Below are 16,641 nucleotides of genomic sequence, written 5' to 3' on the forward strand. Positions count from 1 at the left end.
GCGTGTTCCGCATGGCCGCGCGCCCTTTCCGCTTCTCGGAGGCGGCTTGTTCGGTTTCGTCTGCCCCCGTTGTGCCGTTCCCACGGGCTGTGTACGGGGGTTGGCCGGAAGTGGCCGGTGACGGCGGTCGGCCGCGGCGGGTGTGATGTCCGTCTCCGGACGGTCCCCGGCTCGGGCTCCTGCCGCACCATGGCCGGATGACAAGGTGCATCGACGCCGCGACCGCGGACGCGTGGGCCGCGCTCGGCGGCCCGGAGGACCTGGCCGGCCAGGTCTCCTTCACCGGGGCGGAGGGCGTGCTCCCGGCCCGGCTGCCGGTGCGGGAGCTGGCGCGGGCGACGGTGGGCGTGTGCTCGCTGGCCGCCGCCGAGCTGCTGGCGGCGCGCAACGCCTCCCCGCTGCCGGAGGTGCGGGTGCACGAGGGGGCGGTGGCCACGGCGTTCGTCAGTGAGCGCCATCTGCGGATCGACGGGCGGGCACCGGTCTCCTTCGCACCGCTGTCCGGTTTCTGGCGCGCGGCCGACGGCTGGGTGCGCACGCACGCCAACTACCCGCACCACCGTGCCCGGTTGCTGGCCGCCCTGGGCATCGGCGACACCGCCGACGACGGGGCGGCGGCCGCGGCGCTGGCGGCGGAAGTGGCCTCGCGCCCGGCCCGGGAGGTGCAGGAGACCGTCTACGCGGCGGGCGGCCTGGCCGTGGCCGTCGCCACCGGGCCGGCGCCGGCCGTCCACCCGCTCGTCGGGACACGGATCACCGGGACGCGGACGGCCGGTGCGGGCCCGGCACGGGATCTGCCGCCGGCGCCGCTGCCCGCGTCCGGCGTCCGGGTCCTGGACCTGACGCGGGTCATCGCCGGCCCGGTGGCCACCCGCACCCTCGCCCTGCTGGGGGCCGACGTCCTGCGCGTGGACCCGCCCGGCGTCCGGGAGTTCGCGGACGCCCACGCCGACACCGGCATGGGCAAGCGCTCGACGCTGCTCGATCTCTCCGCCCCGGGCGGGCGGGCGACCTTCGAGCAGCTGCTCGCCTCGGCCGACGTCCTGATCACCGGCTACCGGCCCGGAGCGCTCGACCGGTACGGGCTGTCGCCGGAGGCGCTGTCCGCGCGCCGGCCCGGCCTCATCGTCGCCCGGCTCCGCGCCTGGGACCCGTCCGGGCCGTGGGCGGGGCGGCGCGGCTTCGACAGTCTCGTCCAGGCGGCGTGCGGCATCGCCGCGGCCGAGGCCGCCGGTGACGACGGCCGGCCCGGCGTGCTGCCCGCGCAGGCGCTGGACCACGGCACCGGGTATCTGCTCGCGGCGGCGGTCCTGCGCGCGCTGACCGACCGCCGGACGACGGGGGCCGGACGCCATCTGCGGCTCTCCCTCGCGGGCACCGCCTCCTGGCTGCTGCGCGGCATCCGCCCGGCGCCCCTGGACGGCGACCCGTACGAGCCAGAGCCCTGGCTGACGGAGACCGCCTCCCCCGTCGGCACGCTCCGCCACGCCCTCCCGCCCGTCCGGTACGCGGGCGCGCCCGCCAACTGGAGCCGCCCGCCCGGCATCTGGGGCACGGACCGTCCGGCCTGGGAGAGCTGAGAAGCGGCGGTGCGGCTTCAACGGCGGCTCAGGGACAAGGTCCCGCCGCCGCTGCCGCCTCCGGCGGGGCCGACCGTGCCTACGTCAGGCCGGCCATGGTGGCGACCAGCACGGCCTTGATGGTGTGCATGCGGTTCTCTGCCTCGTCGAAGACGACGGAGCGGTCGGACTCGAAGACCTCGTCGGTGACTTCGAGCGAGGTCAGGCCGTACTGCTCGTGGATCTCGCGGGCGACCTTGGTGCCGAGGTCGTGGTAGGCGGGCAGGCAGTGCAGGAACTTGACGTCCGGGTTGCCGGTCGCTGCCAGGATGTCCGACGTCACGGCGTACGGCTTCAGCAGCGCGATCCGCTCGTCCCAGACCTCCTTGGGCTCGCCCATGGAGACCCAGACGTCGGTGGCCACGAAGTCCGCGCCGCGCACGCCCTCCGCGATCTCCTCGGTGAGTGTGATCCGGGCTCCGCTGCCCGCGGCGAGCCGCTCCGCCTCCGCCACGACCTCCGCGGACGGCCAGAGGGACCGGGGGGCCACGATCCGGACGTCCATGCCGAGCAGCGCGCCCGTGACGAGGTAGGAGTTGCCCATGTTGCAGCGGGCGTCGCCGAGGTAGGCGTAGGCGATCTCGTGCAGCGGCTTGGGGCTGTGCTCGGTCATGGTGAGCGTGTCGGCGAGCATCTGGGTGGGGTGCCACTCGTCCGTCAGGCCGTTGAAGACGGGAACCCCGGCGTGCGCGGCGAGCTCCTCGACCGTCTCCTGGCCGTGGCCCCGGTACTCAATGCCGTCGAACATCCGGCCGAGCACCCGGGCGGTGTCCTTGACCGACTCCTTGTGCCCGATCTGCGAGCCGGAGGGGTCCAGGTAGGTCGTCGAGGCGCCCTGGTCGGCGGCGGCGACCTCGAAGGCGCAGCGGGTGCGGGTCGAGGTCTTCTCGAAGATCAGCGCGATGTTGCGGCCCCGGAGGGACGGGGTCTCGGTGCCGGCTCGCTTGGCGGCCTTCAACTCCGCTGCCAGCGCCAGGAGATGGCGGAACTCCTCGGCGCTGAAGTCCAGCTCCTTGAGGAAGTGGCGGCCCGTGAGGTCTGTCGCCATGGGGAAGCTCCTCGGTCACTGACGATGGTGGGGTGGCGGGCGCCGTCCGGCGCGATGGAAGACTATACGATAGCCCGCATTGCTATACGCGGCCAGGGTGATCCCGGACGCACCGAGCCGGCCGGGGCGGAGAGCCCGGCGGGGCGGTTGACCCGGCGGAGCCGGGGGCGCGGTGCTGACGGCGGGAGGGGCGGCCGGGATGCTCCGGGCCACCCCTCCCGGCGTCACCGCCGCACGGGGTCCCGTTCGACCGGGCAGCTCATGCAGCGCGGCCCGCCCCTCCCCCGCCCCAGTTCGCTGCCGGGGATCTCGATGACCTCGACCCCCTGGTCGCGCAGGTACGCGTTGGTGGTGGAGTTCCGCTCGTACGCGACCACGACCCCCGGCTCCACGGCGAGGACGTTGCAGGCGTCGTCCCACTGTTCGCGCTCGGCCGCGTGCACGTCCTGGACCGCGGTGAGCACCCGGATGCGGTCCAGCCCGAGCGCCGCCGCGACGGCCCGGTGCATGTGCTCCGGCGGATGGTCGGTGACCTTGAGGTCCTGCACCTCCGCGCCCGGTTCGATGGTGTACGAGCGGAGCATGCCCAGGCCCGCGTACTGGGTGAAGGTGTCGCCGTCGACCATGGTCATCACCGTGTCCAGGTGCATGAAGGCCCGGCCCTTCGGCATGTCGAGCGCCACGATCGTGCGGGCCGAGCCGGCCGCGAACAGGCCGCGTGCCAGCATCTCCACCGCCTGCGGCGTGGTGCGCTCGCTCATCCCGACCAGGACCGCTCCGTTGCCGAGGACGAGCACGTCACCGCCCTCGATGGTGGAGGGGTGGTCGCCCTCGCCCTCCGACCAGACGCGGAAGCCGCCCGCGCGGTCGCCGCGGAAGAGCGGGTGGTGCCGGTAGACGGCGGCGAAGTGCACGGTCTCGCGCTGCCGGGCCGGCCAGCGCATCGCGTTGATCGCCACCCCGTCGTAGATCCAGGCCGAGGCGTCCCGGGTGAAGAGGTGGTTGGGCAGGGGCGCGATCAGGAAGTCGTCCGGGTCCATCACGTGGAAGCGGACCGAGGCCGGCTCGGCGTACCGCTCCAGGAACTCCCGTTTGGTCACCCCGCCGATCAGCGCCTGGGCCAGCTCCGGGCCGGGCAACTCCTCGAACAGCCCGCGCAGATGCCCGGTGGCCAGCGGCCCGTACTCCCGTTCGTCGAAGGTGCGGTCGAGGACCATCCCCCGGGCCTGCGGGATGTCCAGGCTCTCCCCCAGCAACTCCTCGAACAGGTGGACCTCCACGCCGCGCCCGCGCAGCACCTCCGCGAACCCGTCGTGCTCCTCCTGAGCGCGGCTCACCCAGAGCAGTTCGTCGAAGAGCAGAGTGTCCTTGTTGCCGGGAGTGAGCCGTTTCAGCTCCCTGCCGGGACGGTGAAGGATGACGCGGCGGAGCCGCCCGGCCTCGGAATCCACATGGAACGCCATGCTCCCATCCTGGCCGAGGCGGGCCGCCGGCGCCCGTACCGCCCCCTCCGGGGCCACGGAGTGTCGCACTGCCGTGCGAATCGGGGCGGGGCCGGGCCGGGGGCTGGGCTTCCGGACGCGCGAAGCCGGGAGTCCGCGTCCCCCAGGGACCGGCGTGCGGCCCCGAGTTCGGACGGATCCCGGCGGCCCGGCCTCGGGGCCCTCTCAGCCGGTGTGAAGGATCCGGAAGCGACCGGGGTCCGCCGGGTCCCGGTCGGCGACGTGGACCGGCGCCCAGGCCCACTGCCACACGCCGGTCCCCGGCGTGCGGGAGAACCGGATCCGCCCGCGGGTGCCCTCGGCCTCCACACCCGGCCAGGCCTCGGCAATGCGCTCCCGGTCCGCGCCGTGAGAACGCAGCACCTCGGCGAGCACGGCGACCGTGTCGTAGCCCTCGAAGGCGACGAAGGACGGCGCTTCGGCCAGCCGCTCGCGGAGGGCCGTCCCGACGCGTGCGCCGAGCGGGCCGAGGCGCTCGGGCAGATAGCGCAGGAACGGGATCGCGGCACCGTCGCCGCCCAGCGACGCCGCCCATGCGGGGAACTCGGGCTGCCCGGCCGGAGCGCCGATCAGGACCCCGGCGAGGCGCTCGTCGCGGCGGACGGCCCTGACGATCGGCACCGCCGGCTCCGGGTTTCCGACCAGGAGAAGGAGGGCTGTCGCGCGATGGCCGGCGAGCTCGTCGCACAGGGCGGCGGGGGTGAGCACACGCATGTCCGGTTCGACGGTGATGCCGCCGCGGGGAGCGAGGTGCTCCCGCAGGACGCGGGCCCCGGATGCCCAGTAGACGCTCGGCTCGGCCGCCACGGCGATCCGGCGGTGGCCGGCGCCGAGGAGGAAATCCGCGTAGATCCGCCAGCCGTGGGACTGCGCCGGGGCGATGCGCGCGACCCGTTCCGCCGGCTGTTCGGTGAGCGCGTCGAGAACCGCCGACGAGCAGAGGAACGGCAGACCGAGGGCGTCCGCCCTGGCGGCGGCGGCGCGAGCGGCGACGCTGTGATACTCCCCCGCCAGGGCGGCCACGCCCAGGCGGGCGAGTTCGTCCACGGCCGCCGCGGCCCGCCGCGGATCGGCCGCGGTGTCCCGGACCACCAGCTCAAGAGGCGTCCCGGCGATCCCGCCGGCGTCATTGACCTCGCGAACGGCCAGCTCGAGTCCGGCGAGCAGATGGCGGCCCGCCTCCACCCAGCCGGGCCGGGTGAGCGGGGCGAGAGCACCGATCCGGACGGGCGGCCCGTCGGTCCGGGCCGCTCCGGCGGGCGATGGTGGCGTCTTCATGCGGTGGTGTCTCCCGGGTGACGGTTCGGTCGGAGTGTGCCCGGATCGCGGACGGGCCGGGACGGATACGGCGCCGGGCGGGGCGGCGGCCGGTGGGACGCGGGACGGGGGCGGGGCCGGGCCGGCCCCGGTGGGCCCCGGCCCCGGTCCCGGAACGGTCAGAGCCTCGGGTCGACCGGCTCCGACTCCAGGGCGAGCACCGCGAAGACCGCCTCGTGCACCCGCCACAGGGGTTCACCGCCGGCCAGCCGGTCCAGCGCCTCCAGCCCGAGGGCGTACTCACGCAGCGCGAGGGACCGCTTGTGGCCGAGGTGCCGGGCGCGCAGCCGCTCCAGGTTCTCCGGCCGGGTGTACTCGGGGCCGTACACGATGCGCAGGTACTCCCGGCCGCGCACCTTGACGCCCGGCTGGACGAGGCGGCCCCGGCCGTCCCGCGCCAACGGCCGCAGCGGTTTCACGACCATGCCCTCGCCGCCCGCCCCGGTGAGCTCCAGCCACCACCGGACACCGGCGGCGACCGACGCCTCGTCGGAGGTGTCCACCAGCAGCCGGCGGGTGGGGTGGAGCAGCCGGTTGACGCGCATCGGGCGGGGCCCGGAGGACGGCGCGTCCCCGTCCGGCCCGCCGGAAGCCGTCGCCGCCGGGGCTCTGGCTCCCTCCGCCGCCGGCCGGCCCGCTCCCGGCCGCGCGGCCATCGCGGCCTCGGCCTCGATCAGGCGGTCGATCCAGGCGAGTTGGACATCGTGCGGCTCGGTGGCGAGGTTGCGCCCCTCGGCGGCCAGCAGCTGGAACGGTGCCAGCCGGATGCCGTCCAGACCGTCCGTCTCCGGGCCGTCCCCGCCGCGGCCGTCACCGTCCCCACCGCCGCAGCCGCCGGACTCCCCGGACGTTTCGGACGCATCGGACCCGGCGCGCACGGCGGTCCCGGCCGGGCCGCCGGACTCGGCCGCCGCTCCCGGCCAGGGCCGGGCCGGGTCCCCCACCCGCCAGCAGTAGCGGCGGTAGGCCGCGGTGAACGCCTCCGCGTCCGCCAGCCGCTCCCGCTGCCGGTCCAGCAGACCGGGCGCCCCGGCGCCCCGCGCCGCCGCTGCTTCCAGGGCGTCCAGGACTCCGGGGAAGACGGCCCGCGAGGCCGCGCCCACCGCCGCGTACTGGTGGCGCAGCAGACCGGCCGCCTTCAGCGACCACGGCATCAGCTCGGCGTCCAGCAGCAGCCAGGGCGTGTCGAGTTCGGCCCAGAGCCCGGCGGCCTCGGCGCACTCCGCCAGCCGTGCCAGGATGCGCCGGGCCGGCTCCGGGTCGTCGAGGAAGGGCCGCCCGGTGCGGGTGCAGATCGCGCCGGGCACCCCGCCGTCCGGCACGCCGAAGCGTTCCGCCGCCGTCCCCGCGTCCCGGCAGACGAGGACCACGGCGCGCGAACCCATGTGCTTCTCCTGGCACATCACCTCGCGTACGCCGTCGGCGCGGTAGCCGGCGAAGGCCTCGGCCGGGTGTTCCAGATACCCCTTCTCGGCGGAGGTCGCGCAGGGCGCCATGGTCGGCGGCAGATACGGCACGAGCTCCGGGGCCAGCGCGAAGCGGCTCATCACCTCCAGGGCGGCCGCGGCGTTCTCCTCGCGGACCGCGACCCGGCCGTGGTGCCGGGTCTCGATCACGCGGCGGCCGGTGACGTCACCGAGGTCGAGCGGGCGGCCCTCGGCCCCGCCCGGTGCCCCGCTGTCCAGCGGCTTCACCGGCTCGTACCAGACCCGCTCGGCCGGTACGTCCACCAGCTCGCGCTCGGGCCAGCGCAGGGCCGTCATCCGCCCGCCGAAGACACAGCCGGTGTCGAGGCAGATGGTGTTGTTGAGCCAGGAGGTGCGGGGCACGGGGGTGTGGCCGTAGACGACGGCGGCGCGGCCCCGGTAGTCCTCCGCCCACGGGTACCGGACGGGCAGCCCGAACTCGTCGGTCTCCCCGGTGGTTTCGCCATAGAGGGCGTGCGAGCGGACCCGGCCGGAGGTGCGGCCGTGGTACTTCTCGGGCAGTCCGGCGTGGCAGACGACGAGCCCGCCGCCGTCGAGGACGTAGTGGCTGACGAGCCCGTCGATGAACGCCCGCACCCGGGCGCGGAAGGCGTCGTCCTCCTTCTCCAGCTGGGCCGCGGTCTCGGCGAGTCCGTGCGAGACGCGGACGTTGCGGCCCTTGAGGTACCGCCCCAGCTTGTTCTCGTGGTTGCCGGGCACGCAGAGCGCGGTGCCCGCCTCCACCATGTTCATCACCAGCCGGAGCACCCCGGGGCTGTCCGGGCCGCGGTCGACGAGGTCGCCGACGAACACGGCGGTACGGCCCCCGGGGTGCGCCGCCCCGGCCGGGCGGCCCGCCTCGTCGTACCGCAGCGCGTAGCCGAGCCGGCCGAGCAGGGTCTCCAGTTCGGAGCGGCAGCCGTGGACGTCGCCGATGATGTCGAACGGCCCGGTGAGGTGGCGCAGATCGTTGTAGCGGCGCTCGCGGACGATCTCGGCCGCGTCGATCTCCTCGGGGCCGCGCAGGACGTGCACCTTGCGGAAGCCCTCGCGTTCCAGGTGGCGCAGCGAGCGGCGCAGTTCCCGCTGGTGGCGCTGGACGACATGGCGGGGCATACCGGCCCGGTCGGGGCGGGCGGCGTTCCGTTCGGCGCAGATCCGCTCGGGGACGTCGAGGACGACGGCGATCGGCAGCACGTCGTGCTCCCGCGCCAGCGCGATCAGCTGCCGGCGGCTCTCGGACTGGACGCTGGTGGCGTCGACGACCGTGAGCCGCCCGGCGGCGAGCCGCTTGCCCGCGATGTAGTGCAGCACGTCGAAGGCGTCGCGGCTGGCGGTCTGGTCGTTCTCGTCGTCGCTGACCAGGCCGCGGCAGAAGTCGGAGGAGATGACCTCGGTCGGCTTGAAGTGCCGTGCGGCGAAGGTGGACTTGCCGGAGCCGGTGGCGCCGATGAGGACCACGAGGGAGAGGTCGGTGACGGCGAGGGTGCGGCCGGGGCGGGCGGGGGCGGTGGCGGTGGGTTCGCGGGGCTGCTCGTCGGTCATGCCGTCGTCGCCTCCTTCGGGGTGGTGGAAGTGGGGGTGGCCGCGGGAGCCGGGGTGGTGGCACGGAGGACGGCCGGGCCGCCGGGTGCTGTGGGCTCCGGGGCCGGGGCGGCGGGCGCCGGGGCCGTGCTGCCGGAGGTCACCGGGGCCGTGGCGCCGGAGGCCGTTTCCGCGTCCGCCGGGGCCGTCGCCCGCCGCCCCGTCCGCTCCGGTACGGCGACGGGCAGGGTGAAGCGGGCGAGCTGGGTGGGCGGGCCCACCTCCGGGTCGTCCGGGCCGACGGGCGCGAACGCGACCTCGTAGCCGTAGCGTCCGGCCACCCGCCGAGCCCAGTCGCGGAACGCGGCCCGGTCCCACTCGAAGCGGTGGTCGTGGTGGCGGAACCGCCCGGCGGGGAGGCTCTCCCAGCGCACGTTGTACTCGGCGTTGGGCGTGGTGACGACGACGGTCCGCGGCCGGGCCGCTCCGAACACCGCGTGCTCCAGGGCGGGCAGCCGCGGCGGGTCGACGTGCTCCACGACCTCGCTGAGCACGGCGGCGTCATAGCCGCGCAGCCGGGTGTCGGTGTAGGCGAGGGACCCCTGGATCAGCTTGACGCGTCCGGCTTGGCGCTCGCCCATCCTTTCCAGCCGCAGCCGGCGCGCGGCGGCCTGGAGGGCGCGCGGGGACACGTCCATGCCCACGATCTCCGTGAACCGGGGGTCGGACAGCAGTGCGGCCACCAACTGGCCCTGGCCGCAGCCCAGATCGAGCACCCGGGCCGCACCGCAGTCGCGCAGTGCCGCGGCGATCGCCTCGCGCCGCCGTACGGCCAGGGGTACCGGGGGCCGCTCACCGGCGCCTTCGACGGCACCGGAAGCGGCACCGCCGGTGCCGTGCCCGCCCACACCGGTGCCGGCACGGGCGGCCGCACCCGTGCCCGCACCCGTGCCACTCTCCCCCGCGCCGACGGGGCCCCCGGCCCGGCCGGCCGCACGGGCCTCCGCGCTCGACGGGCCCACCGCACGCACGGCGCCCCCGGGGCCGGCGCCGCTCTCGCGAGCCTCCCCGGCACCCTCCGGCCCTGCCTCCTCCGCCCCGTCGTCCTCCACGGCGTTGTCGAACTCCTCCGGCTCGGCGTCGTCCGCCTCCGCGAGCCGGGCCAGGGCCAGCCGTTCCAGCGCCTGCCGGGCCAGGCCGCGGCGGCGGGTCAGATAGCGGCCCGCGATCAGCTCGCGCTCCGGGTGGTCCGGCAGCCAGCCCGCGCCGGAGCGGAGCAGCTTGTCCACCTCGTCGGGGGCGACCCAGTAGTGCTTGGAGTCGTCGAGGACCGGCAGCAGGACGTACAACTGGCGCAGCGCGTCCGGCAGTTGCCGCTCGCCCTCCAGCACCAGCCGGACGTAGCGGGAGTCGCCCCACTCGGGGAACCGGTCGTCCAGGGGCACCGGTTCGGCGGTGACCGTCCAGCCCAGCGGCTCGAACAGGCGCCGTACGAGCGCCGGTCCGCCCCGCGCCGAGAGCGCCGGGACCTCGATCCGCAGCGGCAGAGCCCGCCCCGGCAGCTCCGGCCGGGCGTCGCAGCGGCCCTTGAGCGCACTGGCGAAGACCTTGCCGAGGGCGACGGCGAGCAGCGAAGAGGCCGCGTACGGGCGGTCGTTGACGTACTGCGCGAGCGCGCCGTCGGGGGACGGGCCGCGGTCGCGCCCCCTGCCGCGGCGCACCAGCGCGACCGGATCCACCTCCAGCAGCAGCGCGGCCGTGCAGCGCTCGGCGGACGCCTCGGGGTAGAGGACGTGCGCCGTGCCGTGGGAGGTGGGGAACGCCTGCGCCCGGTCGGGGTGCTTGTGCAGCAGGAAGCCGAGGTCGGTCGCGGGACGGTCCGGCGTGCCGGTGGTGCCGATGGTCAGGAACACCGTGTGAGTATCGCCGGACGGCACCCCGCCCGACCACGGGATTTCACGGTCCGGTGGTGGCAGTGTCGCCGGTGTCGCCGCCGGCGATCCTCCGGGCCACCTCCGCGATCCGTTCGGGGCCCACCCGGCAGCAGCCGCCGATGAGCCGCGCGCCGGAGTCCCGCCAGACGGGGGCGCGCGCCGGATCGTAGGTGCCCGGTCCGCGCCAGTCGCGGGCCGCCGCGCCCCAGGTCTCGCCGCTGTTCGGATAGACGACGACGGGCTTGCCGGTCACCCGGGCGGCGAGCGGGACCGCGTCGTCCGCGTCGCGCGGATCGCAGCAGTTGACGCCCACCGCGATCACCTGCCCGCGGCCGGCGGCGACCCGGAACGCCTCGGTGAGCGGCTGCCCCGCCCGGGTCGCCGCACCGGAGACCGTGTACGACAGCCAGACGGGCAGGCCGGTGCCCTCGGCCGCGGCGAGCAGGGCCTCCGCCTCGTCCGTGTCGGGGACGGTCTCCAGGGCCAGAGCGTCCGGCCCGGCCTCGGCCAGCGCCTCGATCCGCGGCCGGTGGAACCGCTCCAGGGCGCGCACGCTCAGCCCGTACCGGCCCCGGTACTCGCTGCCGTCGGCGAGCATCGCCCCGTACGGCCCGACGGACGCGGCGACGTGGACCTCCCCCGCCGTGTCCCGCTCCGCCGCGTTCCGTTCCACCGCCCGGCGGGCCAGCCGCACGCTGCGGCGCAGCAGTTCCGCGGTTTCCGCCCGGCCGAGGCCGCGCCGGGCGAAGCCCTCGAAGGTGGCCTGGTAGCTCGCGGTGATGAGGACCCGGGCGCCCGCCCGGAGATAGGCGGTATGGGCGGCCTCGATCTGCCCGGGGCCGTCGGCCAGCAGCCGGGCCGACCAGAGCGGATCGGAGAGGTCGCACCCCTGGGCGGCGAGCTGGTTGGACAGCCCTCCGTCGAGGACGACGGGCCCGTCGGCGAGAGCGGCCGCGAGCGGGCGGGCGGGTACGGACACGGCGGGCGGTCACCTCACTCGGACGGACGGTTGCGGCGGCGGTCGGTGCTGGACGGAACGGGACGGAGCGGCCGGGTGCGGAACGGGACGGGCGGGTGAAGCCGGACGGGCGGGCTGGAGCGGGACGGCGTCCGTCGTGGCGGAACCGGCCCCGGCCCGCGCGGTCCCGCTCTTGACCTCGGGCGTTCCAGGTTACGGGCCGGGAACCGCGACCGCGCCGCCCGGCCCCGGCCGGGCCGGACCGAGGCGGATCGGGGACGGACCGAGGAGGCGTCGGGGCGGGGCCGGGACGGACCAGCGACGGACCGAAGCGGACAGGCGACGGTCCGGGGGACGGCGCGAACCCACGCATCCCCGGCCCCCGCCCGCCGAACCGACTCCCCGCCGGCCGGGCGCCGTTCCGTCCCGCCCGCTCCGGCGCCTCCTCGTACACAGGCGGGCGCCTCCCCCACCCGTCCGGGACCCGGCGGTTCCCTGCGGTTCCGCCGCACTCCGCGGGCAAGATGGGGACATGGATCTCCGAGTTTTCACCGAGCCCCAGCAGGGCGCCGGCTACGCCACCCTGCTGCGCGTGGCCAAGGCCACCGAGGATCTGGGCTACAGCGCCTTCTTCCGGTCCGACCACTATCTGCACATGGGGAGCGTCGACGGCCTGCCCGGCCCGACGGACGCCTGGATCACCCTGGCCGGGCTGGCCCGGGAGACCGAGCGCATCCGCCTCGGCACGCTGATGACCGCGGGGACCTTCCGGCTCCCCGGGGTGCTCGCCATCCAGGTCGCGCAGGTCGACCAGATGTCCGGCGGCCGGGTCGAACTCGGCCTGGGCGCGGGCTGGTACGCCGAGGAGCACGCCGCGTACGGCATCCCCTTCCCCAAGGAGAAACTGGCGCGGCTGGAGGAGCAGTTGGAGGTCGTCACCGGTCTGTGGCGCACCCCGGTCGGTGAGCGCTTCGACTACGACGGCCGCTTCTACCAGCTCTCCGACTCCCCCGCGCTGCCGAAGCCGGCCCAGCGGAAGGTGCCGGTGCTCGTGGGCGGGCTCGGGGCCAAGCGGACCCCGGCAGTCGCGGCGCGCTTCGCCGACGAGTTCAACGTGCCGTTCGCGCTGCCCGGGGACACGGAGCGGCAGTTCGCCCGGGTCCGCGCCGCCGCCGAGGAGGCGGGGCGCGATCCGTCCGAACTCGTCTACTCCAACGCCCTGGTGATCTGTGCGGGCCGGAGCGACGCGGAGGTCGCCCGGCGGGCCGAGGCGATCCGGCGCGACGTGGACCAGCTGCGCGAGAACGGGCTGTGCGGTTCACCGGGCGAGATCGTCGAGCGCATCGGCCGCTACCGGGAGGCCGGTTCGGAGCGGATCTATCTGCAGCTGCTGGACCTCTCCGACCTCGACCAGCTGGAACTGATCGCCACCGAGGTCAGGCCGCAGCTGGACTGAGCCCGGGCGCGGACGCGGAAGCGCGGCCGTCCGCCGTGTCACGGCGCGGCGGACGGCGCCTGCCGGGCACAACCGGACTCCAGTCCGGACTCCGATCCGGGCTCCGATCCGGACGGCGGCCCGGGGCGGCCGCACCGGGGTGGCGGCCACCGCTCCGCCGGGCCGCCCGGTGGCGGTCTCAGGACGGCCACGCGGCCGAGTCCGAACGCGGCTGCTCCAGCTCCTCGAGCTGCCGCAGCAGTCCGCCGACCCGGTCCCCCGACTCGTCCACCGCGTCGATCACTTCCATGCACTGCCAGTAGAACGTTTCCACTTCGGCCGAGCACGCCACCCCCACCAGCGCGATCCCCACCTCGCCCAGGAGCGCTCCCAGCCCGATGAGCACCCGCCGCTGGTCCTGGACGTCCGACAACCGGGCGGCCCGCACGCGGCCCGCCCGCCGCGCCGTCTCCGGGAGGGAGCCGCGCAGCCGGCCGCCCGCCTCGCTCAGTCCCCGGGCCTCGGTCTCGAACTCCTGCGGACCGTAGAGCAGAAGATGGGTGCCCACGGCCTCCGCCAGCGCCTGTGCCTGCCATGCCTCGGCAACGATCTCCTGCGGGGCCCGGGCCCGAGCGAGGCCGTGCCGGGTGTCCTCGATCAGCCGAGCTGCGTCCATGGGTCCACCTCCCTCCTTGGAGCGATCACTGCCATCACCTAGAGTGACTGACCAACAGTCAGGAGACCAGGGTTTTTCCGAATCTGTGGACAATAGTTCCCGTGTTGATTAGCTTTCCACTACGGAGAGTTGCGATCAAGGTTCCGGTCCTTCGATTCATCCCTGAACGGCCCCGCCGACCCCCTGGACCGCGCCCGCCGCCCGGGCCCCTCCGGCACCGGGAAACGCCGCTCATTGCGGTCGATCTTGGCCGCCAGGGCCGCGGCCGGATCGATGTCCAGCACCTCGCAGAACTGCAGCAGATACGCCAGGACGTCGGCCACCTCGTCCTCGACCCGGTGCGCCCGCTCCGGGTCGGCCATCACCCGCGCCGACTCCTCCGGCGTGAGCCACTGGAAGATCTCCAGCAGCTCCGCCGCCTCGACGCTCAGCGCCGCCGCCAGGTTCTTCGGTGTGTGGTAGGGCTGCCAGTCGCGCGCCGCCGCGAAGGCGGCGAGCCGGCGCCGCAGCGCGGGCAGTTCACGGCCGGTCCCGGCCCCGGGGGTCGTCTCGTTCATCCGCCAGATGTACCACCCGCACCGCGCCCGTTCCCCCGGCGCCGCCGGCCCCTCGCGCGCCGCCCGCCCCCTCCGGTCCACCGGCGCGCCCCGCACCGTCCACGCCCTCCCTGTCCTCCACGCCCTCCGCCCCGTCCGCCCCCTCCGCGCCGGGCACCGGGGTCCCCTCCCGCAGGGCGCCCAGCAGCCGGATGTGCCCGCGCCGGGTCATCCGGGCCGCCAGCGCCAGCAGTTCCGCCGTCTGCCGCCGGTCCAGGCTGCGGTCGAAGTCGTCCGCCAGGACGGTGAGCACCTGGCGGGCCGACAGCACCTCCGCGACCGGGTCCACGTCCAGGACGCCCGGCCCGGTCAGCAGCACCAGCGCCAGGGCCAGATAGCGCAACTCGCCGTCGCCGAGCCGCTCCACGGGGGTCGCGGCGTGCGCGCCGCGCCGCAGCACCGCCCGTACCGTGCCGTCGGCGAGATCCTCCACGACGCCGGCGCAGCCGGTGCGGGAGGCGGTGACGAGGGCGGCGTGCCGGGTCCCGCACTCGCCGCGGGTGCGCCGCAGGACCTCGGCGAGATTGCCGCACCCGCCCCGCAGGCGGCCCTCGCCGACGGCGGCCGGTGACCGCATCCGGTCGGGGCGGCGCAGACAGGACATTGAGGGGGCTTCTGACCAAGCTCCTAAGAGGTCATGTTCCGCCCGGCCGGAGCCGTGAGCAACAAGTCCCAGCGGCCGGACAGAACAACTGGAGGACAGTCCAGCAGGACGTCAGTCAGTGGGAGAGCCACGACCACCGGAACCTGCGTACCACCATCAATGTCAGTGGGGGTCGGTAGCGTGAACCCGTCAGTGTCGGCTGCGGGGAAACGGGGGGTGGGGTCGTGTGAAGCGGACGTACAAGTTTCTGCTGCGTCCCACGGTCCGGCAGGAGCGGGCGCTGGTGGAGATGCTGCGGGATCACTGCTCCCTGTACAACGGGGCTCTTCAAGAGCGTCGTGATGCCTACCGGCACAGTTCCAGGACGTCGGTGCGGTATGGGGATCAGTCGGCGCAGTTGAGGGAGACCCGGGCGTTTGATCCGGAGTGTCAGGGCAGGTGGTCCTTCTCCTCCCAGCAGGCGACCCTGCGCCGTCTGGACCGGGCCTTCCAGGCGTTCTTCCGGCGGGTGAAGGCCGGTGGCGCCCCTGGCTATCCGCGGTTCAAAGGGGTCGGGCATTTCGACACGGTCACTTTTCCCCGGGACGGGGACGGCTGCCGGTGGGACTCCACTCCCCACGACACGCAGACCCGCGTGCGGCTGCAGGGGGTCGGGCATGTCCGGGTCCACCGGCACCGGAGTGTGAAGGGCCGGGTGAAGACGGTCGGTGTCAAGCGGGAGGGCCGGCGCTGGTATGTGATCCTGGCCTGTGACGAGGTGCCCGCCGAGCCGCTGCCGCCCACGGGCAGCAGCGTGGGTATCGACCTGGGCACGGTCCACTTCCTCACCGACTCCAGCGGCCGCCACGTCAGGAATCCGAAGTTCCTTGCGGTCTCGGCCGGGGAGCTGGCCGCAGCGCAGCAGCACCTGGCGACGTTTCCGAAGCGCACCCGGCGTCGTACGAAGAAGCATCGTGCCGCGGCCCGCAAGGTCGCGCGCCTGCACGCCAAGATCCGGCGCCGGCGTCTGGATCACCACCACAAAGCCGCACTCGCTCTCGTGCGCGAGCACGATGTGATCGGGCACGAGCGGCTGAACACCGCGGGCATGACCCGGGCGCCCGCACCCCGTCCGGACCCCGACGGTGTGTTCCTGGCGAACGGCGCCGCGGCGAAGGCCGGGCTGAACAGCAGTATCCTCGACGCGGGTTGGGGGCAGTTCCTGCGGATCCTGGCGGACAAGGCTGAAAGCGCCGGTCGCCGCGTGATCCCGGTGGACGCCCGCAACACTTCCCGCACCTGCCCACACAGCATGGGCGGGTGCGGGCACGTGGCGAAGGAGAACCGCGTCACCCAGGCGAAGTTCGAGTGTGTCAACTGCGGCCTGGTGGCGAACGCCGACCACGTCGGCGCACTGAACGTCCTGCACAGGGCCGGGCTGGTCCTCTGTGACGGTGCATAGCCACCGACACAGGAAGCCCGCGACTTCAGTCGTGGGTGGAGTCACTCGGCCTGGACGGAGCGGAGGGCGGTGGTCAGCAGGACCCGGCCGTCGGCCGTCAACCGCTCGCCGATGAGACGGAGTTCCGGCTCCGCCCGGACGGCCACGTCGAGGCGGACGGGACCGGCGGGGCCGTCGACCGTGCAGCCGATCCGGAAGCCGCGCCCCTGCCGGCCGCCAGCCGCCGCCCACTCCGGCACGCAGGAAGCCGGGTCGGGGAACACCTCGCCGAGCGGGGCGCCCGCGCCCAGCCGCGCCAGCGCCGCCATGGCCTCCAGGGCGGCCGATTTGCCGCTCCCGCTGGGGCCGGTGAGGAAGGTCAGCGGGGCGAGCGGGAGCACGGTGCCGCGGTGCCGTTTATAGGCGGGCAGGCGGAGTTCGGTGAGAACGGGCCGGACGGGGGCGGGCGGAATGGGCAGGTCGAGATCCATGGCGGGACCGTAAGCGGCCCGTCACACGGCGAACCGTTACATCGTCCGGAT

At 74.9% G+C, this 16,641-nt stretch carries 11 protein-coding genes and 2 pseudogenes; 3 read left to right on the forward strand and 10 right to left on the reverse strand.

The window, feature by feature from the left end; translation table 11 throughout:
- Positions 1-197 precede the first annotated feature (197 nt).
- A complete protein-coding gene (locus tag SXIN_RS06490; RefSeq protein ID WP_192883557.1) occupies positions 198-1,580 on the forward strand; it encodes a CoA transferase in 1,383 nt (460 codons plus the stop codon).
- A gap of 79 nt (positions 1,581-1,659) precedes the next feature.
- Here SXIN_RS06490 and argF read toward each other — a convergent pair whose 3' ends face one another.
- The 6 genes from argF to mmuM form a co-directional block, all read right to left on the reverse strand.
- Complete coding sequence (gene argF, locus SXIN_RS06495; RefSeq protein WP_019711087.1) at positions 1,660-2,667, reverse strand: ornithine carbamoyltransferase; 1,008 nt, start codon at positions 2,665-2,667, stop codon at positions 1,660-1,662.
- A 224-nt stretch (positions 2,668-2,891) separates the two neighbouring features.
- On the reverse strand, positions 2,892-4,130 hold the full coding sequence (locus SXIN_RS06500) for an arginine deiminase (RefSeq protein WP_019711088.1): 1,239 nt from the start codon (positions 4,128-4,130) through the stop codon (positions 2,892-2,894).
- A gap of 204 nt (positions 4,131-4,334) precedes the next feature.
- Complete coding sequence (locus SXIN_RS06505; RefSeq protein ID WP_019711089.1) at positions 4,335-5,447, reverse strand: ABC transporter substrate-binding protein; 1,113 nt, start codon at positions 5,445-5,447, stop codon at positions 4,335-4,337.
- A gap of 158 nt (positions 5,448-5,605) precedes the next feature.
- Complete coding sequence (locus SXIN_RS06510) at positions 5,606-8,497, reverse strand: polynucleotide kinase-phosphatase (protein ID WP_095756726.1); 2,892 nt, start codon at positions 8,495-8,497, stop codon at positions 5,606-5,608.
- On the reverse strand, positions 8,494-10,389 hold the full coding sequence (locus SXIN_RS06515) for a 3' terminal RNA ribose 2'-O-methyltransferase Hen1 (protein WP_238153693.1): 1,896 nt from the start codon (positions 10,387-10,389) through the stop codon (positions 8,494-8,496). The genes SXIN_RS06510 and SXIN_RS06515 overlap by 4 nt, the downstream gene beginning before the upstream one ends.
- A gap of 43 nt (positions 10,390-10,432) precedes the next feature.
- Complete coding sequence (mmuM, locus tag SXIN_RS06520; protein WP_019711091.1) at positions 10,433-11,389, reverse strand: homocysteine S-methyltransferase; 957 nt, start codon at positions 11,387-11,389, stop codon at positions 10,433-10,435.
- A 511-nt stretch (positions 11,390-11,900) separates the two neighbouring features.
- On the opposite strand from mmuM, the gene SXIN_RS06525 reads away from it, so the two are divergent.
- The gene (locus SXIN_RS06525) at positions 11,901-12,824 is read left to right on the forward strand and encodes an LLM class F420-dependent oxidoreductase (protein WP_019706439.1); all 924 of its coding nucleotides are present in this window, start codon (positions 11,901-11,903) and stop codon (positions 12,822-12,824) included.
- 178 nt (positions 12,825-13,002) lie between these two features.
- Here SXIN_RS06525 and SXIN_RS06530 read toward each other — a convergent pair whose 3' ends face one another.
- The 3 genes and pseudogenes from SXIN_RS06530 to SXIN_RS06540 all read right to left on the reverse strand — a co-directional run.
- Positions 13,003-13,479, reverse strand: a complete 477-nt coding sequence (locus SXIN_RS06530; RefSeq protein WP_019706374.1) for a DUF6099 family protein — start codon at positions 13,477-13,479, stop codon at positions 13,003-13,005.
- 119 nt (positions 13,480-13,598) lie between these two features.
- Positions 13,599-14,036 (reverse strand): nucleotide pyrophosphohydrolase, encoded by a 438-nt coding sequence (locus SXIN_RS06535; RefSeq protein WP_095756727.1) that lies wholly within the window; start codon positions 14,034-14,036, stop codon positions 13,599-13,601.
- A pseudogene (locus SXIN_RS06540) lies at positions 13,999-14,673 on the reverse strand (hypothetical protein); the annotation flags it as partial. The gene SXIN_RS06535 and the pseudogene SXIN_RS06540, both read right to left, overlap by 38 nt.
- Before the next feature lie 232 nt (positions 14,674-14,905).
- On the opposite strand from SXIN_RS06540, the gene SXIN_RS06545 reads away from it, so the two are divergent.
- Positions 14,906-16,120 carry an RNA-guided endonuclease InsQ/TnpB family protein gene (locus SXIN_RS06545; RefSeq protein WP_039823562.1) on the forward strand — a complete coding sequence of 405 codons (1,215 nt, stop codon included), beginning with the start codon at positions 14,906-14,908 and terminating at the stop codon, positions 16,118-16,120.
- 59 nt (positions 16,121-16,179) lie between these two features.
- On the opposite strand, the pseudogene SXIN_RS06550 reads toward SXIN_RS06545, so the two are convergent.
- Positions 16,180-16,590, reverse strand: a pseudogene (locus SXIN_RS06550) (ATP-binding protein); the annotation flags it as partial.
- Positions 16,591-16,641 lie beyond the last annotated feature (51 nt).

Origin of the sequence: Streptomyces xinghaiensis S187 (assembly GCF_000220705.2) — a bacterium.
GTDB lineage: Bacteria > Actinomycetota > Actinomycetes > Streptomycetales > Streptomycetaceae > Streptomyces > Streptomyces xinghaiensis.